The following is an 18593-nucleotide window of genomic DNA, read 5'->3' on the forward strand; positions in this document are numbered from 1 at the left end:
GGTGCGACTGGTTAGGCTCGAATACGTGAGCAGGTTCCAGGTCGTCAGCGGCAAGGGCGGTACCGGTAAGACCACGGTCGCCGCCGCCCTCGCGCTTGCCCTCGCGACCGAGGGCAAGCGCACCCTTCTCGTGGAGGTCGAGGGCAGGCAGGGCATCGCCCAGCTCTTCGAGACGGAGTCCCTTCCGTACGAGGAGCGCAAGATCGCCGTCGCGCCGGGCGGCGGCGAGGTGTACGCCCTCGCGATCGACGCCGAGCGCGCCCTTCTCGACTACCTCCAGATGTTCTACAAGCTGGGCAGCGCGGGCCGGGCGCTCAAGAAGCTCGGCGCGATCGACTTCGCCACCACGATCGCGCCCGGCGTACGGGACGTGCTGCTGACCGGCAAGGCCTGCGAAGCCGTACGCCGCAAGGACAAGCAGAACCAGTACGTCTACGACTACGTGATCATGGATGCCCCGCCCACCGGACGCATCACCCGCTTCCTCAATGTGAACGACGAGGTGGCGGGGCTGGCCAGGATCGGCCCGATACACAATCAGGCACAGGCCGTGATGCGGGTGCTGAAGTCCCCCGAGACCGCCGTCCACCTGGTGACGCTGCTGGAGGAAATGCCGGTCCAGGAGACCGCGGACGGCATCGCCGAGCTGCGGGCCGCCGAACTGCCGGTGGGCCGGGTCATCGTGAACATGGTGCGGCCCCATCTGCTGGACGAGGACACCCTGCGCACCGCGGCGGGCGGCCGCCGCAAGGAGATCGCCAAGGCGCTGACCCGGGCCGGAGTGACCGGCTCCGCGGGGCTCGTGCGCCCCCTGGTCGAGCAGGCGGCCGAGCATGCCCAGCGGGTCGAGCTGGAGCGTGAGCAGCGTGCCGTGCTCGCGGGCCTGGAGCTGCCGGGGTACGAACTCCCGCTGATCGGCGAGGGGATGGACCCGGCCGGTCTCTACGACCTGGCGACCGAGCTCCGCAAGCAGGGCGTGAGCGAAGGGGCGGGACAAGGGGTGGGTACATGACACAGCGCACGGACGCGGCCACGACCGCAAGACCGGACACGGCCGCCTCGGTGGACACGGCCGCGCCGACGGATCCGTCCGCGTCGGTGGACACAGCCGGCTCCCCAGCACCCGCTCCCGCTCTGGACACCGACGGGCTGCTCGACGATCCGGACATCCGGATCGTCGTGTGCTGCGGTTCGGGCGGCGTGGGCAAGACCACGACCGCGGCAGCACTGGGCGTACGGGCGGCCGAGCGCGGCCGCAAGGTCGTCGTCCTCACCATCGACCCGGCCCGCAGACTCGCCCAGTCCATGGGCATCGACTCGCTGGACAACATCCCGCGCCGGGTGCCGGGCATCGAGGGCGAGGGCGCTGGGGAACTGCACGCCATGATGCTCGACATGAAGCGGACCTTCGACGAGATCGTCGAAGCGCACGCGGACGCCGAGCGGGCCCGCGCGATCCTGGAGAACCCCTTCTACCAGTCGCTGTCGGCCGGTTTCGCGGGCACGCAGGAGTACATGGCGATGGAGAAGCTCGGGCAGCTGCGCGCGCGCAACGAGTGGGACCTGATCATCGTCGACACCCCTCCGTCGCGCTCCGCGCTGGACTTCCTCGACGCACCGAAGCGGCTCGGCTCGTTCCTGGACGGAAAGTTCATCAAGCTGCTGATGGCCCCGGCGAAGATGGGCGGCCGGGCCGGGATGAAGTTCCTGAACGTCGGCATGTCGATGATGACCGGCACCCTCGGCAAACTGCTCGGTGGTCAGTTCCTGCGCGACGTACAGACCTTCGTCGCGGCGATGGACACCATGTTCGGCGGATTCCGTACCCGGGCCGACGCCACGTACAAACTGCTGCAGGCACCCGGCACGGCGTTCCTCGTCGTCGCGACGCCGGAGCGGGACGCGCTGCGCGAGGCGGCGTACTTCGTGGAACGGCTGGCCGCGGAGGAGATGCCGCTGGCCGGTCTGGTGCTCAACCGGGTCCATGGCAGCGATGCCGCCCGGCTCTCCGCCGAGCACGCCCTGGCCGCCGCGGAAAATCTTGACGGGGTCGGCATTGTGGATCAGACGGCCGGGAAGGCTGGACTTCGTGACCGGACCGACCGGTCGGCCACCTCTCCCGAGGCCGTTCCCACGCCCGACAACTCCGAGCACGAGGACACCGAAGACAGCGAGCCGACGCCGGGACACGTTCCCGATACACCCGGGACCGCTTCCGTCGAGGAGCTGACCGCAGGTCTGTTGCGGCTGCATGCCGAACGGATGCAGGTGGTCGCGCGCGAACAGCGCACACGCGACCGCTTCACCGCGCTGCACCCCGAGGTCGCCGTGACCGAAGTGGCCGCGCTGCCCGGTGACGTACACGACCTTGAGGGACTCCGGGCCATCGGGGACCGGCTCGCGACCGGTTCTGCCCCGGCCGGAGCTGTGTAGCCGCCCGTCAGCCCTATCCCACCGCGGCGTACCTCTCGTGCAGTTCGTCGTCGTCCAGTCCGATCGTCACGGGCAGGATGCCCGTCGACTGCTCGTACTCGCTGCGCGCGGTCTCCAGCAGCCGGCGCCAGGACGTGACGGTGGGCCGCCTGCGCAGCAATGCGCGGCGCTCCCGCTCGGTCATTCCACCCCACACGCCGAATTCGACGCGATTGTCCAGCGCATCGGCCAGGCACTCGGTCCGCACCGGGCATCCGGTGCACACCGCCTTGGCCCTGTTCTGCGCTGCCCCTTGTACGAATAGTTCATCCGGATCGGTAGTGCGGCAGGCTGCCTGCGCACTCCAGTCGGTTACCCAGCCCATCACGGCGCCGTCCTCTCCCGAATCGAGGCTCCCCCACGGCGGTAGCGGCATATTCACCGCTGCCAGTTGAGGACGTTACGGAAGGTGGCGACAGCACAACACCCCCTTCGGGCCCAATCTTGAATGGCCCGAACGGACTATGCGTATGCGGCAGATCACCCAGGGGAGTGAGGCGAGGGCATACGCGACTATCCCGGCAGAATCGGGACAGTTCACCTGGATCACAACGGACGTTCAGTGACACACGAGGCGAATTCGGGAAGCGCCTGAGCTTGTGGCCGAGTCGTGCACAGGGGTTGATGCGGAACCGGACTGCTGTGACAGTTGAGAGCAGCTTAGGCCAAGGCATATACGTGTGTCCGGCGAATGAGAACGTAGGCTGCCCCCATGCCAAAGAAGCGCTCGGGCGGGGGTCTCTCGACGACCCAGCAGGCCGCCAAGTTCCTCGGTGTCGCCGCACTCTCCGGAGTTGTGCTCGCGGGCATCGCGCTGCCGGCCGCCGGAGCACTGGGTCTGGCCACCAAGGGGACGGTCGAGGGATTCGACGAGATCCCGGCCAACCTGAAGACTCCGCCGCTGAGCCAGCGCACCACGATCCTGGACAACAAGGGCGGAATGATCGCCTCGGTGTACTCGCGCGACCGCACCGTGGTCCCGCTGAAGGACATCTCGCCGTTCATGCAGCAGGCGATCGTCGCGATCGAGGACGCCCGCTTCTACGAGCACGGGGCCGTCGACCTCAAGGGCATCCTGCGCGCGCTGAACCGCAACGTGCAGACGGGCGGGACCGCCGAGGGCGCCTCGACCCTCACCCAGCAGTACGTGAAGAACGTCTTCGTCGAGGAGGCGGGCGACGACCCGGACAAGGTCGCGCAGGCCACCCAGCAGACGATGGGCCGCAAGGTCCAGGAGCTGAAGTACGCGATCCAGGTCGAGGAAGAGCTCGGCAAGAAGAAGATCCTGGAGAACTACCTCAACATCACCTTCTTCGGGCAGCAGGCCTACGGCATCGAGGCCGCCTCCCAGCGCTACTTCTCCAAGTCGGCCAAGGACCTGACGCTGGAGGAGTCCGCGCTGCTGGCCGGCGTCGTACAGTCGCCGAGCCGCTACGACCCGGTCAACGACACGGCCGAGGCCACCAAGCGCCGCAACATGGTGCTCCAGCGCATGGCGGACGTCGGGGACATCTCGAAGGCCCAGGCCGACAAGGCGAAGGCGACCCCGATCAAGCTGAAGGTCAAGAAGCCGCAGAACGGCTGCATCACGGCCGTCAGCGGCGCCGGCTTCTTCTGCGACTACGTACGCCACGTCTTCCTCACCGACCCGGTCTTCGGCAAGACCAAGGAGGACCGGGCCAAGATCTGGAACCGGGGCGGCCTGACGATACGGACGACGCTCGACCCGCAGTCCCAGCAGTCGGTGCAGGCCTCGATCAAGAACCACGTCTACAAGTCGGACAAGGTCGCGACGGCCGTGACACTGGTCCAGCCGGGCACCGGCAAGATCATGGGCATGGGCCAGTCCAAGCCGTACGGCTTCGGGACCAACGAGACCCAGTACAACTACTCGGTCAACAAGGCCATGGGCGGCTCCAATTACGGCTTCCCGACCGGTTCGACGTTCAAGCCGTTCCTCGCCGCAGCGGCCATAGAGGGTGGCAAGCCGGCCACGCAGGTCTATCCGTCCCCGTACGAGATGGACTATCCGAACACGGTGCGGTCCTGCGGGAAGCCGTGGGTCAACGACGGTGTGCCGAAGTATCACGTGGAGAACGAGAGCGAGACCGAGAAGGGCCCGTACGCGCTGAGGGAAGCGATGGAGAAGTCGGTCAACACCTACTTCGTCCAGATGCTCCAGGACATCGGCATGTGCCCGGTCTCGCAGATTACCGACAAGCTCGGCGTGGTGCAGGGCGACGGCTCCAAGCTCCCGCAGAACCCGTCGACCCTGACCCTCGGCTCCAACGGTCTGTCGCCGCTGACGATGGCGAGCGCGTACGCCGCCTTCGCCAACCGCGGTACGTACTGCACGCCGATCGCCATCGAGTCGGTCAACAAGGCCGACGGCAGTTCGCTCCCCGTGCCCAAGACCTCCTGCTCGCAGGCGATGTCGCAGACGACGGCGGACACGGTCAACACACTGCTGCGCGGTGTGGTCGACTCCGGTACCGGTCAGGAGGCGGGTCTCCAGAGCCGCGACAACGCGGGCAAGACCGGTACGACCGACGCCCGTAAGAACGCCTGGTTCGTCGGGTACACGCCGAACATGTCCGGCGCCGTCTGGGTCGGCAGCCCGTCCCAGAGCGTCGAGATGGAACGCATCACGATCGGTGGCGTGTACCAGGACAAGGTGTACGGCGGTCAGGTCCCCGGGCCGATCTGGCGTGACGCTATGACGGGCGCCCTCAACGGCGTGGCCGCTCCCCCCTTCACCACGGTCAACATCCCGGACCCGCCGAAGGGCGACGACCGGGACGAGGACCGGGACCGCGGCGGGGACGAGGGAAGGCCCGGCGCCGGGGGCAAGAAGCCCGGTGACAAGAACCCGTTCCCCGGCATCACCATCCCGCCGGACCTGATCGGCGGGAACACCGGCGGCGGCCACCGCGGTCAGACCAACGGCGGCACGCAGGGCCCCTGAGCCGCAGCTCATATGAAGGTGGGTGCCCCGGATCGATCCCGATCCGGGGCACCCACCTTCATATGTCCCTTGTCCCTACACATACGTCATACGTACGCCGCGCGGGCTCAGCCCGCGAGGAGCTTCTTCACCGAGGCGGCCACCCGGCCGCCGTCCGCGCGCCCCGCCACCTTCGGGTTCACGATCTTCATGACGGCGCCCATCGCGCGCGGCCCCTCGGCCCCGGCGGCCTTGGCCTCCTCGACGGCGGACGCCACGATCGCGCCCAGCTCGTCATCGCTCAGCTGCTTCGGCAGGTACGCGTCGAGGATCTCGCCCTCCGCCTTCTCACGCTCGGCCTGCTCGGTCCGGCCGCCCTGGGCAAAGGCTTCGGCCGCCTCGCGGCGCTTCTTCGCCTCCCTGGCGATCACCTTCTGCACCTCGTCGTCGGAGAGCTCGCGGGCCGACTTGCCGCTGACCTCCTCCTTCGTGATGGCGGTGAGCGTCAGCCGGAGCGTGGCCGAGGTCAGCTCGTCACGCGCCTTCATGGCCGTGGTGAGGTCTTCCTTGAGCTTGGACTTGAGCGTGGTCATGTGCTGATTGTGGCAGGTACGGGGCGACCGGCGCCCGCCGGTTTTCTGCTGGCCGCACAGTGTCTGCGACGATGGGCGCATGCGCGCACGCTACGGAGTACCCCTGAAAGTCACGGCAGTCGGCGCGGCGATCGGCGCAGCCGGTCTCGCCTACGCCGCCGGATTCGAGGCCCGCTCGTTCCGCCTGCGACGGGTCACCATCCCCGTACTCCCGCACGGGGCACGCCCGTTGCGCGTGCTCCAGGTCTCCGACGTCCACATGGTGAGCGGCCAGCGCAAGAAGCGCGCCTGGCTGCAGTCGCTGGCCGGTCTGCGCCCGGACTTCGTCGTGAACACCGGCGACAACCTCTCCGACCCCGAGGCCGTGCCCGAGCTGCTCGACGCCCTCGGTCCGCTGATGGAGTTCCCGGGGGTGTACGTCTTCGGCTCCAACGACTACTACGGCCCCAAGCTCCGCAACCCCGCTCGCTACCTCCTCGAAAAGGCCCAGGGCAAGCACGGCCTCAACGGGAACGCACCCGCGGTCGGCGTCCTCCACAACCCGTGGGAACCGATGCGCGACGCCTTCGACGAGGCGGGCTGGCTGGGCCTGTCCAACACCCGCGGCCGCCTCAAGATCGACGGCCTGGAGATCGCCTTCACCGGCCTGGACGACCCGCACATCAAGCGCGACCGCTACGCGGAGGTGTCCGGCGGCCCCGAGACCGGCGCCGACCTCTCCATCGGCGTGGTCCACGCCCCCTACCTGCGCTCCCTGGACGCCTTCACCAGGGACGGCTACCCCCTGATCCTGGCCGGCCACACCCACGGCGGCCAGCTCTGCATCCCCTTCTACGGAGCCCTGGTCACCAACTGCGACCTGGACACGGACCGGGTCAAGGGCCTCTCCACCCACTCCGTCGAGGACCGCCGCGCCTACCTCCACGTCTCGGCGGGCTGCGGCACCAACCGCTACACCCCGGTCCGCTTCGCCTGCCCCCCGGAGGCGACCCTGCTGACCCTGACGGCCCGGGACTGAGCACCCACGGCCCCCTCGCCCTCAGCTGCGCATAAACCGGATTTCGTCTGCGGGCGCGGGTGGGCTAAAGTAATCGATGTCGCCGGGACACCGGCGGCGATCGGGGTGTAGCGCAGCTTGGCAGCGCGCTTCGTTCGGGACGAAGAGGTCGTGGGTTCAAATCCCGCCACCCCGACAGCTGAAACACCAGGTCAGGGACCTGATCCACTAAGTGGATCAGGTCCCTGACTCGTTCCTGGGGCCGTCTTGGGAGCCGTTTGGGAGCCGACCTCGACATTCGGCTCCCGACTCCAGCAGGCTGAGGGCCCCGGGGCTGCCTCCCCTTGGCCGTCAGAGCAGGTGCAGGTTGGGGGCCTGCGCAACGTTCGCGTACTCGGGCAGGGCGGCCCGTTCAGTGTGACTGTCCGGACCGGCTGTGAGCCGCCGTCGGTATCCCTGCGCCGCAAGGGAGCGGAGATGGCTGGATGCCGCCTTCCTCCTCGCTCCTCGAACTCCGTGCCCGTCATCGCGTCCATCTCGGCGAGCGTCCGGCGCCCGGTCCGAACCCTGTCGGCCTGCCGCCACAGACGGTCCCGCTCGCGGGCCTCTCGGTCCGTACGCCGGAGCCACCAGACGGATGCACCCACGCCGCCCAGCACCAATGCCCCGACGAGACAGGGCCAGACCGCAGACCACCATCAGGAGGACTGTCGCAGCGCCCCCGCCCAAAGCCACCCGCTTCAGGCGGACCGCCTTCCGCCTCCGCACAGCCGCACCTCGTCCGCGCCGAGCCGCCATGCACGCCTCCCCTCCCCCGTCGCCCCCGTCCAGCAGTCTGGCCAACGAGACGCAGCACGAGTAGGACCCGAAGTCGGCCAGTGGCCGGAACCGGCCTCCCACAGCGCACGTTCGCCCTTCCCAGCGGGAGGGTGAACGTGCGCCGAGCCACACATCAGCAGCCTCCCGGACCAATTCCGGCCACCCCGCGTCGTCTGCCGAACCCTCCACGTAACCTCGCAGACATGGAGGAACCCGCACCCGGCACCCCGCCGGAATCCGGTGACGCGTCTTCGGCACCCGGCACCGACGAGACGCGCCGACGCCTGGACGCGTACGCCTACCTGAGCGCGCCGGAGCGGCTGGAGTACCTCGCGATCATGCGGGTCTTCTGCGGGACGCTCCTGGCGGACCCGGCTGTCCCGGACGTCATGGCGAAGCTGCGTGAGTCCGGCGGGCCGGGTGCGGGACTCGACGGCGACACCCTCACAGCGCGGCTGGAGCAGCTGGAGCGGTGGGGCAACCTCCTGCGCGGCAGCCATACGGTGAAGGCGTCCAGCATCACCGAGTACCAGCGTTCCCGCGCGCGCTACCAGTTGTCGAGGCTGGGCGAGCACGTCCAGCGGGACGCCGACGGGGTGCTGGCCGAGGCCGACGCCGCCCGTGAGGTGAGCAACGAGCTGCTGGCCCTGGTCGAGCGCGGGCTCCGGGAGCTGGCCGAGCTGGTCACCGAGCCGGGCGGCATCGCCCCGCAGGACGGGCTGGAGCGGGTCAGCACGCTGTTCGTGCAGTTCGCCGAGTTCGCGGACTCCGTCCGGGACTTCTACGCCTACCTCGGCCAGGTGCTCGCCCGGTACGACCTGGACAGCGGCGAGTACCAGGGTTTCAAGGAACTGCTCCTGGACTACGTCGAGGCGATCACGGAGGACGTGGCCTTCCGCGCGCCCCGCATCTCGGCCGCACTGGACACGCTGTGGCCCCGTCTCCCGGCCCTGCTGGACCGGCTGGACACCCACGCCCAGGGCCTCGCCGGGCTTTCGTCGCAGAGCGAAGGGCGCACGGAGTCCCGGGTGCAGCGCAGCCGGGGACGCGAACTCGCGGACTGGGAGGGGCTGCGGGGCTGGTTCAGGGACACCGACGGGCAGGGCAGCCAGGTCGACCAGCTGCGGGACGCCACCCTGCGGGCCCTTCAATCGCTGCTGGCCAACGCCAGGCGGATGCTGCGCTCGGCCACCGGGGAGATGTCGCGGCGCCGGGACCTGCTGCGGCTGGCCCGGTGGTTCGACGAGGCCGCGCCGCAGGACGCGCACGACATCGCTGTCGCGGCCTTCGGTCTCTACGGTGCCCGCCACCTGGGCATACCGCCCGCCACCGACGAGGTGGTGCCCGCCTACACCAGCTGGTGGACCGGCCCGGTGGTCGAGGTCCCGGTCGCGCTGCGCGAGAGGGGCAGCCGCGCGCAGCGAGGCCGGACGGCGTCGGTGGAGGACCATTCCGCGCAGAAGGAACGGCTGCGGGAGGCAGCACGTCAGCGGGCTGCGGACAGGAGGGCGGCGGCTGACGAGCTGTGCAGCGCGTCCGGCCGTTTCGACGGCGTACGGCTCACCTCGGCGGCGCTGAGCCTGCTCCTGGAACTGCTGGCCACGGCACTCGGGAACGCGCAGCTCAAGCGGCGCGCCGAAGCGGGCGGGGAGGAGATGCCGGGCTTCGGTCTGGACGCGGCGTGGAGCGAGGACGCCGATCTGGGCATCCGGCTCACCGTGCACCGTACGGCGGGCACGCGGACGCTTCTCCGCTCGGCCGACGGGGACCTGCTGCTGGACGACCTGAAGCTGGTCGTCCGCAGGACGGCTGCCACAGCGGACGGTGAGGCGGGCGAAGAGGAGTCGACCGGGGGCGAGGCGAGTGTGGCGCAGTCAGGCACGGCGCACGCCGACACAGCGGAGATGAGTGTGTCGTGACTCTCCCCTCCGCCCACGACGTGGCCCTGGCCACCGAACGCCGTACCGCCGCACGGCTGTTGCTCGCCCATCCGCTGGTCACGTCGGACGGCCCGCACGCCGACCTCTTCCCGCTGGTCCGCAGACACGCCGACTGGCTGGGCGGGCGGTTCCAGCAGGTGCTCGGCTACCGCCTCCTGGTCGACAGTTCCTATGCCCGGCTGTTCAAGGCCGGGCTGGGAGCGCGGTCGGGACACCGGCTCGTGCGGTCCACCGGCACGCCCTTCACGCCGCACACCTACGCCTGCCTCGCGCTGGCCCTGTCGGTGCTGGTCACCGCACCGGAGCAGATGCTGTTGTCGCAGCTCGTCGCCGAGATCCGGGCCGCGGCGGCCGACGCGGACATCGAGCTGGAGGAGACGGGCCGAGCAGCCGGGAAACGGACCCTGGTCGCGGCTCTGCGCCAGCTCGTCGAGTGGGGCGTCCTCATCGAGACGCATGGCCACGTGGGCGTCATCGCCCAGGAGGCCGACGGGGAGGCGCTGATCACAGTCGACCGGGAGCTCGCCCGCGTCATCGTGGCCGGACCGCTCGCCCAGTCGCGGGACGGTGCCGACCTGGTCCGGCGAGCGGCGGACCCGGGGTTCGGAGGGCCGCGTACCTACGTGCGCCGGATGCTCGTCGAGACACCCGTCGTCCACCTCGACGAGCTGACCGACGCCGAACGCGACTGGCTCCGCACCCGCCAGCGCCGGGAAGCCCAGGCGTTCCTCGAACTCCTGGGCCTGGAAACGGAGATCCGCGCCGAGGGAGTGGCACTGGTCGACCCCGAGGAGGAGCTGACCGATCTCCACCTTCCCGGGACGGGGACCGTCGCCCAGGCCGCACTGCTGCTGGTGGAACGGCTGGTGGAACGGCTCCGCCCACCCGAGCCCGGACATCCGGCGACCGGCGGCGTGCTCGTCGTCGGGGTGGCCGTTCCGGACGGCGTGATGGATGAGCTGCTGGCCGATCTGGTCGCCGAGTACGGAAGCCGCAGCAACTGGCAGCGCGGTTACCTCGAAGACCTCCGCGCCCTGCGCGAAGCCGTGCTGGACCTGCTGTCCCGTATGCGGTTGCTCGCCCCCGCCGGTCCGCTGCGATCCGAGGGAGAGGGGCTGCCGGAGGGATACGCCGGAGAGCTGCCGGAAGGCCGCCAGGTCACCGACGTCCGTGAAGCCCGGCCCGGCGGCGAGGGCTGGGTACTGCTCGCCGCGGCAGCCCGATACGCCACCCGCGTCACCGTGCGTACGACCGGCGTGAGCCCCGAAGCCACCGATGCACAGCAGGAGTTGCCGCTATGACCACCGACGCGCGCGGCCTCGTCCCGCTTCCGCGTTCCGGCCCCTCGACGACGACGGCGAGCACCCGCTTCCGGCTGCACCGCGCGGGCATCCAGAACGTCTGGCAGTACGACGAGCAGGAGTTCGCGTTCGGTGACGGGCGGCTGCTGCTGCGCGGCAAGAACGGCGCGGGCAAGTCCAAGGCCCTGGAGATGCTGCTCCCGTACCTCCTGGACGGCGACTCCCGGGCCCTGGACGCAACCGGCACCGGGCGGACGACGCTCGCCTGGCTGATGCTGGACGGCTTCGAGCAGACCAACCGCCTCGGCTACCTGTGGGTGGAGTTCCGAGGTACGGATGAGGGCGGCGACCACCGCTATCTGACGCTCGGCGCGGCCGTCCGTGCCTCGAAGTCGGCGCAGAAGGCGGTGCCGACCTTCTTCGTCACCACACTGCGCGTCGGTAAGGATCTGCGCCTGGTCGAGGCGGGCAAGCCACTTGCCCTCGACCGGCTCAAGGAGATCGTCGGCTCCGACAACACGACGGACCGGGCTGTCGAGCACCGTGCCCGCGTGGCCCGGGACCTCTTCGGGATCACGGACGCGACGCGCTACCGCAACCTCACCCAGCTCCTGCACCGGCTGCGGCGCCCCACGGTCGGGGACCGCATCGAGCACGGCGGCCTGGCCGTTCTGCTGAGCGAGACCCTGCCCGGGCTCGACGAGGACGTGGTCGAGAAGGTGGCGCGCAACCTCCACGACCTGGACACCGTGCGGGGCGAACTGGCCCGCCTGGAACGTACCGACGCGGCGCTGCGCACGTTCCTCGCCGACTACCGCCGCTACCTCGCCGGTGTCCTGCGCGCCTCGGCCCGGGACGTGAGCCGGGAACTGGACACCCTCTCCGGACGACGCCGGAAGGCCGGGGACGCCGCACAGCACACGGGCGCCCTGAAGGGACAGGAGAAGGAATCGGAAGCCGGGCTGGAGACGCTCCGCGAGGAGGAAGAGTCCGCCCGGACGGACCTTGCCGCTCTGCACGACAGCCACGCCTACCGCAGCCTGCGCGAACTGTCGGAACGCCGCAGCACGGTGGAGGCCCTGCACACCACGGCCATGACCGCCTTCGCCGCTCTGCGCAGCGCGCACGAGGCGGAAGAGGGCGTGGCCGAACGGCTGGCCGAGGGTGTCGAGGACCTGGGCAGCCGACTCACCGAACTGACCACCGAACACCGGGAGCTGCTGGCCCAGGCGGAGAGGGCGGGGCTTCCCGCCGGACATCTCGGCGACGCGGTGGCTCTGCCGCGCACGGTCCACTCCCCGTCGACGCAGACGGAACTGACCAGCCCGGACGGGGAACCGCAGATCGTACGGCACCGGCCGGTGGTGCGCGTGGACACGGCCACGACGGAGGCTGGGCTGCGGTCCTGGCAGGGGCAACTGGGAGATGCCGAAGCCGTCGTACGGAACCGGGAACGGATGGTCCAGGAGGTGGCCCGTCTCTCCTCGCAGGCCGATGAAGCCCGAGCCCGGGCAGCGCAGGCCGACGGGGAGCGGGAACGGCTGGAGGGCGAGGCGGAGGAGGCCGCCGACCGTCTCGAAGTCAACCGCGAGAAGGTCGCGGAGGAGAGTCGAGGGTACGCCGACGAGGTCGCCGCGTGGGTGGAGGGCGCACGGACCGCAGCGGGGCCCGACTGCCCGCCGCTGGATGCCGTCCTCGCTGAAGTGGCCTGCGCGACCGACCCCGACGCGCCGTTCTCGGACCGCACGCTCCCGGCAGACATCGACACCCGCGCGCGGCAGACAGCCCACGCGACCCTGGAGCCGTACGCGGATGCCCTCATCCGGCACCGCGACGCGCTGGCGCTCGGCGTCGGCCGGCTCGTCGAGGAGATCGACCGCCTGACCAAGGAGAGGCAGGACTGGGAACGGCGTACCGACCCCGAGCCTCCGTCCCCGTACCACCGCACCGCGGAGAGGGATCCGGCCGGCGGCGCGCCCTTCTACCGGTTGGTGGACTTCGCGGAGCACCTGGCCTCCACCGAACGGGGCGGCCTGGAGGCGGCGCTGGAGGCGAGTGGGATCCTCGATGCGTGGGTCAGCGCGGGTGGTGCCCTTCTCAACCCCCTCACCGGGGACACCCTTCTGCAGCCGGGCCCCGAACCGCTGCCGGTAGCGCAGAACCTCGCCTCGGCCCTGCGCCCGGTCCCGCATCCGGAGTGCGGCATCACGTCCGCGCAGGTGGAATGCCTGCTGTCAGCCATCGCGCTCGCACCGGCCTCGGAGACCACGACCGCCAGTGCGGTCCACTTCGACGGAAGCTGGCGTCTGGGAGCCCTGCGCGGCCGGCACCACAAGAGCGTCGCCGAGTACGTGGGCGCAGCCGTGCGGGCCGAGACCCGGCGGCGCGCACTGGCCGAACTGGAAGACCGGCTCAGGCAGACGGAACGGCGGCTGGCCGAAGCCCGTAACGAACTCGCCGCAGCCGATTCCAGGCGACGGGCCCTCATTCTTGCGGAACGCGACTTCCCTCGGGCGCAGCAGCTCTCCGACGCCTGGAGCATGAGTACTTCGGAGGAGAGGGCGTTGCGAGACGTGACCGCCAAGGCAGCCCGTGCGGCACGGCTGGCCGAGGAGGCCCGCGCTCTCGCCGTCTCGGCGCGCACCGAGGCGGACGCCACCGCGACCGCCCATGACCTGCCCACCGATGCCGCCGCCCTGGACCGCGTACGCACCGCGCTGGCTTCCCTGCTCACCGGTATCGGTCACCTGCGCAGGGCGGTCAGCGGTACGGTCGCTCGGCTCGGCGGAAGTCAGGCGGACGACCGTCGGTACGCGCGGGCCCGCGAGGGACGCTCGGAGGCGGAAGAGGGCTACCGGCTTCGCCACCGGCAACTACGCACCGCGCAGCAGGACCTCCGGACCCGAGAGGCGGCCGTCGGATCGTCCGAGGAGAAGATCCTCGCCAACGAGCAGGCGGCCAAGGAGCGCATCACGAACGCCGTGGGCGCCATCCCGGCGAGAGAGCGTGCCCACAACGAACTGCGCGATCAACGCGTGCGTGCGGAAGAGGAGGAGAAGCGTCTACGCGAGGAACTGGCGGAGCAGGAGGCGACGGTCATCGACACCGGCCGCGCTCTCCGCGATGCTCTCAGCCGTCCGGAGGTCGTCAACGGGGCGGGGCTGGACCGGTCGTCTCTGCCCGACCATGTCTCGGACGACCCCGGTTCGGACGTCCGTGACCGCCTACGCGCGCTGCGTGCACTGGCGGAGGCAGTGGACCAGGTCCTCGTCGGTTCGCAGGACGAGGTATCGGACGGCACTCTCCTCAAACGGCACACAGCGCTGCGCGATCAACTGGCAGGCGGCTACGACGCACAGCTCGACGAGCGCGACGGCATCAAGGTGTGCCGTCTGCTCGACGACCACGGTTCGCACGATGTCGCGGTCGTGGGCGAGCGGATCGCTGTGCAGTCCGCGGAGGCGAGAGGACGGCTGACCGAGCGCGAGAGCGAGGTGTTCCAGCGCTTCCTGACCGGCGAGCTCGGCGACCATCTCTCCGCGCAGGTCATCACGGCAGCCAACCTGGTCGCGGCTCTCAACGACACTCTGAAGACCGTACGGACCTCGCACGGCCTCGGCGTGGAACTGCTCTGGAAGCTCGACGAGGACGTGGACGCCGACGTGCGGGTGGCCGTCGAACTGCTGCGCAGCCCGTCGAGCCTCCGGACTCGCGAGCAGACCGAGCAGCTTCGCGAGGTACTGCAACGCCGCATCGAGGATGCTCGGCGCGCCGAACCTTCGGCCGGCTACACGGCCCATCTGCGGACCGCGTTGGACTACCGCGCATGGTTCACCTTCCACACCTTCGTGGTCGAGGACGCCGCCCCCGGACGCAGGAGGAAGCTGACCGGCCGCACCGGCCTGAGCCAGGGAGAGCAGCGCGTGCTCTCGTACCTCGTGCTCTTCGCCGCCGCTGCCGCCCACTTCACCAGCCTCGCCGACTCGGCCCCGCACGCGCCGCGGCTGATCCTCCTGGACGACGCCTTCGCCAAGGTCGACGAACCCACGCACGGGCGCCTGGGCCGCATCCTCGTCGATCTGGATCTCGACTTCGTCCTCACGAGCGAGCGGTTGATGGGCAACTGGGCCGAGGTCCCGTCCCTGCACATCTACGAGTGCCTACGCGACCCCCATGTGCGCGGGGTGGCCACGTTGCACTACACATGGAACGGTCGCCACCGGCGTCTGGCGCCGGTATGAGCGGACTTCCACCCGCCACACGCGACTGGCTGGCAGGCCCCGGTCTCACCCGACTCTGGAGCGCGGCACGCAGACGTTTGGAGGGCAACGGCGTACAGTCCACCGGCTCCCTCCGGCTGACCGCGGTGAGCGCCCAGGAACGGAACGACCTGTCACTCCTGCTGGGCAAGCCCCTTACGGGTACGGCCGTGACCGTGAGGCTCGACGCGCTCGACGAACGCCTGCGGGCCTCGGCTGCGGGGCTCGGGCTCAGGGAGGTCCTGGAGGAACTCGGTCCTCCGCTCACCGATCGCCGTGCGGCCCGCGAGGAGAACGCGGCACAGCGGCAACACGTCTGGACATCGCTCACCGCGTCCCTCGACGCCTCCCTGCTCGCCCGGCAGGAGTGGACGAGGCAGTGGTCCGACGTGCTGCGCCGCACCGGCGTTCCGAAAGGAGTGACGCCCGAAGCGGCGGTGCGGACGCTTCAGCAAGCGGTCCGGGTGCTCACCGTGCTGCTCGATCCGGAACGCACCGGCACGCGGGGCCGTGGCGAGCTTGCCGCAGCGGTGACCGGTTCGGCGCACGGCCTGGACGACGGCACCTGGCTCGCCCGCCTCGTCCAGCGCGGCATCGCCTTGGCCCACAACACGGACCTGCCCAGCAACGCAGCCGGCCGGCGCGCGTTGTGGCGGCTGGTCTCCGTCACACCGGACGAGGTCTCCAGCACGGTGCTGACCTACGGACTCCGGCCCGTTGGCGAGGACTGGCGTGCGAGGTCACTGCGAGAGCGGGCCGACCACCACGCCGAGACCCACCTGACACCGCGCGATCTGCTCGACCTGCGGCTCCAGCTGCCGGCCGGAACCGTCGTCCACATCTGCGAGAACCCGCGCGTGGTGGAAGCCGCGGCGGATGCGGGCTGTGCCGGAGCCCTGGTCTGCACGTCCGGCAGCGCCGCGACGGTGGTCCTCACCCTCCTCGACGCCCTCGCCTCCACCGGCTGCCGCTTCGCCTACCACGGCGACTTCGACTGGCCGGGCATCACTTTGGCCAACCGGATCATCCGCCGCTACGAAGCCCTGCCGTGGCGCATGGGCGCCGAGGACTACGAACGCCTCGCCGCTGCCAGCCAGGCAAAGGGTGTCCCACAACTACCTCTTGAAGGCCGCCCGGTCGACGCGGACTGGGACCCGGGGCTCGCGCCTGCCATGGCCGCGCTCGGCGTGGCACTTCATGAGGAGGCGACTCTTGACCTGCTGGTGGGGGATCTGTCCGACCCCACGTAGTGGAGACGGAGCGAACGGTCTGGCCTGGCCCGGGCCGCGCCACGGATTCTGGGAGCCGTTTGGGAGCCAACCCTCTCCCCAAGCCCCTTCCAGACTGCCCGAGACCACCCCGCCCCCACGCCCTGACCAGGCAAAACAGCATCCCACCCGGTGCCGGCCCCACCCGCCCCTGAGTGGTTTCTGGAGATCGTCTGGGCGAAATCCGGGAGAAGATCTTGGTCGGCTTCTCCCAGCCGCGATCACCGCGTAAGCAGAGTGACCGTCTTCCCGTGGGGGTCATTGTGGGTGCCGCCGCAGGCGCCGCAGCCTGGCTGATCGCCCGGAGGCGGGCGTGAACCGGGACGCGGCTCCGAGCGCCGTCACGGTCTGGCACCGTCCTGGCTCGCCCTCCGGCACGCGCATCACCGCCCGTCGGGCTCGATGATCGCGTCGCCGTAGAGGCGGAACAGGCGAGGCAGTGACGTGGGGTTGCCCTGCGCGGCGGGGAGGGCCCGGAGAGCGGTCCAGCATTCCTGGGCGAGCCGGCGGGCGCGGCTGCCGGGCCAGGGCCGGGGCACCAGTTCCGGGGGCAGCAGCGGATCGGGGGTCATGGCGCGGCTGAACTCCACGGCGAGTTCGACGGCGAGGGTGAGCCGCTCGACCCCGGACAGGTCCGCTCCGTGGGCCAGTCGGTCGGCGCAGGTCCCGGCAAAGGCGGCGAGGTGTTCGTGCCGGGCAGCGATCTCGTCCAAGGGCCATATGGTGGCGGCCAGTTGGCGGGGGTCATCGATGTCTCCGATGCGCAGGTCGGTACTGGTGAGGAAGGTGACGGCGTCGAGTACGTCGAGATGGCGGGCCTGGGCCTCGACCAGATCGGCGATGGGGTTGGCGGCGACGTACAGGCCGCCCTGAACGGGGGCCGCGCCCAAGTGCAGCAGGGTTTCACGCAGGGTGTCGCGAGCGGTGCGGCGCGCTTCCGGAATGGCGAAGGCGAACAGGTGCCACGTGCCGTCCCAGGGCGCGAGTCCGCGGTCCTGCCGGTAGGCGTGACGGACATGGTCTGTGTCGGGAGCGACGGCGCCGGTCGCGGCATCGGCGACAGCCCGTAGTACGGCCTTGCGGCCCCGCCCGTCCTGGGTGAACCGGCCTTCGGCGACAAGGCGTTTGATGCACAGCCGGACCTGCTGGTCGGTCATGCCGAGGAGTCCGGCGACGGCGTAGAGCTCACCGGCGTCGGCGGTCCCGTCCTCACGGACCAGGGCGTGTACGAGCAGCCGCGTGGGGATCTCCGGACGGTGTACGTGGTCCTGCCGTGCGTGATTCATCGGGGGCTTCCTCCGCCCAGGTCGTCGGGGGTGACGGGCCGGTGCATGGTGGTGACGGCACCGAACCCCATCAGCTTCCGTAGCCACGGGGTCCGTTGGGTGCGTGCGGCACTGAAGCCGTGGCGTTCGTACAGGGCCTTGGCGCGCGGGTTGACGTCGATGACGTCGAGCCGGATCCGGGAGCAGGCGTTCTCGGCGGCCACGGCGGCGATCTCACGCAGCAGCAGGCCGCCGATGCCGGCGCCGCGATGTGCCGCTGCCACGCAGATGCCGTCCATCACCAGTTCACCCTCGGCGGGCTTCCGGGTGAACAGGGCGAGGAGGGCGAGCCGGGGCAGCCCTCGTAGGGGGCCGTAGCCGGACAGCACGTCACGCGCCGAGCCGCCGGACAGCGCACGGCCCGCGAGGTCGTAGCCGGCGACGCCGACGACGCGGCCCGTGCCGTCGAGCGCGGTGATACCGCGGTCGTGGTGCAGATGGGAGGCAAGGAACGCCCGGCCCTTCGCGGGCGGGCCGAGCGCGCTGCCGAGCTTGCGGCCGAACGCCTCCCAGTACAGGGCGGCCACCTGCCGTTCGACTCCTTCGGGGATCCCCCTGTGCAGGCAGGGGACGCCACTGTCGCCCCAGCCCGTCGGCTCCTGCGGCACTCCCACAGTCCTCCCTCTCCCGAAGCGAAGCGGGGCACCGTGCGCCCCCTGTCGACAATCATAGTAC

12 protein-coding genes and 1 tRNA gene are annotated in these 18593 nt (G+C 70.3%); 9 read left to right on the forward strand and 4 right to left on the reverse strand.

The window, feature by feature from the left end:
• The first annotated feature begins 25 nt into the window (after positions 1–25).
• A complete protein-coding gene (locus tag OG978_RS18880; protein ID WP_326766360.1) occupies positions 26–1012 on the forward strand; it encodes an ArsA family ATPase in 987 nt (328 codons plus the stop codon).
• Positions 1009–2433, forward strand: a complete 1425-nt coding sequence (locus OG978_RS18885; protein ID WP_326766361.1) for an ArsA family ATPase — start codon at positions 1009–1011, stop codon at positions 2431–2433. The genes OG978_RS18880 and OG978_RS18885 overlap by 4 nt, the downstream gene beginning before the upstream one ends.
• 13 nt (positions 2434–2446) lie before the next feature.
• On the opposite strand, the gene OG978_RS18890 is transcribed toward OG978_RS18885, so the two are convergent.
• Positions 2447–2797 (reverse strand): WhiB family transcriptional regulator, encoded by a 351-nt coding sequence (locus tag OG978_RS18890; RefSeq protein WP_326770080.1) that lies wholly within the window; start codon positions 2795–2797, stop codon positions 2447–2449.
• A gap of 387 nt (positions 2798–3184) precedes the next feature.
• Here OG978_RS18890 and OG978_RS18895 point away from each other — a divergent pair, with 387 nt between their 5' ends.
• Positions 3185–5437 (forward strand): transglycosylase domain-containing protein, encoded by a 2253-nt coding sequence (locus OG978_RS18895; RefSeq protein ID WP_326766362.1) that lies wholly within the window; start codon positions 3185–3187, stop codon positions 5435–5437.
• Between the two features lie 107 nt (positions 5438–5544).
• On the opposite strand, the gene OG978_RS18900 is transcribed toward OG978_RS18895, so the two are convergent.
• Positions 5545–6009 (reverse strand): GatB/YqeY domain-containing protein, encoded by a 465-nt coding sequence (locus OG978_RS18900; protein ID WP_326766363.1) that lies wholly within the window; start codon positions 6007–6009, stop codon positions 5545–5547.
• Between the two features lie 79 nt (positions 6010–6088).
• On the opposite strand from OG978_RS18900, the gene OG978_RS18905 reads away from it, so the two are divergent.
• From OG978_RS18905 to OG978_RS18930, 6 genes are all read left to right on the forward strand, one after another.
• Positions 6089–7027: a metallophosphoesterase gene (locus tag OG978_RS18905; RefSeq protein ID WP_326766364.1), complete on the forward strand. Its 939-nt coding sequence runs from the start codon at positions 6089–6091 to the stop codon at positions 7025–7027.
• A gap of 101 nt (positions 7028–7128) precedes the next feature.
• Positions 7129–7202, forward strand: a tRNA-Pro gene (locus OG978_RS18910).
• Between the two features lie 826 nt (positions 7203–8028).
• Positions 8029–9744: a TIGR02677 family protein gene (locus OG978_RS18915; RefSeq protein ID WP_326766365.1), complete on the forward strand. Its 1716-nt coding sequence runs from the start codon at positions 8029–8031 to the stop codon at positions 9742–9744.
• A complete protein-coding gene (locus OG978_RS18920) occupies positions 9741–11066 on the forward strand; it encodes a TIGR02678 family protein (protein WP_326766366.1) in 1326 nt (441 codons plus the stop codon). Before OG978_RS18915 ends, OG978_RS18920 begins: the two co-directional genes overlap by 4 nt.
• Positions 11063–15307, forward strand: a complete 4245-nt coding sequence (locus OG978_RS18925) for a TIGR02680 family protein (protein ID WP_326766367.1) — start codon at positions 11063–11065, stop codon at positions 15305–15307. The genes OG978_RS18920 and OG978_RS18925 overlap by 4 nt, the downstream gene beginning before the upstream one ends.
• Entirely contained in the window at positions 15304–16575 is a 1272-nt protein-coding gene (locus OG978_RS18930; RefSeq protein ID WP_326766368.1) for a TIGR02679 family protein, read from the forward strand. The genes OG978_RS18925 and OG978_RS18930 overlap by 4 nt, the downstream gene beginning before the upstream one ends.
• Before the next feature lie 401 nt (positions 16576–16976).
• On the opposite strand, the gene OG978_RS18935 is transcribed toward OG978_RS18930, so the two are convergent.
• Both OG978_RS18935 and OG978_RS18940 read right to left on the reverse strand, forming a co-directional pair.
• Positions 16977–17879, reverse strand: coding sequence for a PaaX family transcriptional regulator C-terminal domain-containing protein (locus tag OG978_RS18935; RefSeq protein WP_326766369.1), 903 nt, complete (start codon positions 17877–17879; stop codon positions 16977–16979).
• Positions 17876–18445, reverse strand: a complete 570-nt coding sequence (locus tag OG978_RS18940) for a GNAT family N-acetyltransferase (RefSeq protein WP_326766370.1) — start codon at positions 18443–18445, stop codon at positions 17876–17878. Before OG978_RS18940 ends, OG978_RS18935 begins: the two co-directional genes overlap by 4 nt.
• Between the last annotated feature and the right edge of the window lie 148 nt (positions 18446–18593).

This window comes from Streptomyces sp. NBC_01591, from assembly GCF_035918155.1.
GTDB lineage: Bacteria > Actinomycetota > Actinomycetes > Streptomycetales > Streptomycetaceae > Streptomyces.

Excerpts from the sequence above, each read along its gene's own strand:
- OG978_RS18890 (WP_326770080.1), bottom strand. The coding sequence starts at position 2,797 with ATGGGCTGGGTAACCGACTGGAGTGCGCAGGCAGCCTGCCGCACTACC.
- OG978_RS18895 (WP_326766362.1), top strand. The coding sequence starts at position 3,185 with ATGCCAAAGAAGCGCTCGGGCGGGGGTCTCTCGACGACCCAGCAGGCC.
- OG978_RS18935 (WP_326766369.1), bottom strand. The coding sequence starts at position 17,879 with ATGAATCACGCACGGCAGGACCACGTACACCGTCCGGAGATCCCCACG.
- OG978_RS18900 (WP_326766363.1), bottom strand. The coding sequence starts at position 6,009 with ATGACCACGCTCAAGTCCAAGCTCAAGGAAGACCTCACCACGGCCATG.
- OG978_RS18915 (WP_326766365.1), top strand. The coding sequence starts at position 8,029 with ATGGAGGAACCCGCACCCGGCACCCCGCCGGAATCCGGTGACGCGTCT.
- OG978_RS18885 (WP_326766361.1), top strand. The coding sequence starts at position 1,009 with ATGACACAGCGCACGGACGCGGCCACGACCGCAAGACCGGACACGGCC.
- OG978_RS18905 (WP_326766364.1), top strand. The coding sequence starts at position 6,089 with ATGCGCGCACGCTACGGAGTACCCCTGAAAGTCACGGCAGTCGGCGCG.
- OG978_RS18930 (WP_326766368.1), top strand. The coding sequence starts at position 15,304 with ATGAGCGGACTTCCACCCGCCACACGCGACTGGCTGGCAGGCCCCGGT.
- OG978_RS18925 (WP_326766367.1), top strand. The coding sequence starts at position 11,063 with ATGACCACCGACGCGCGCGGCCTCGTCCCGCTTCCGCGTTCCGGCCCC.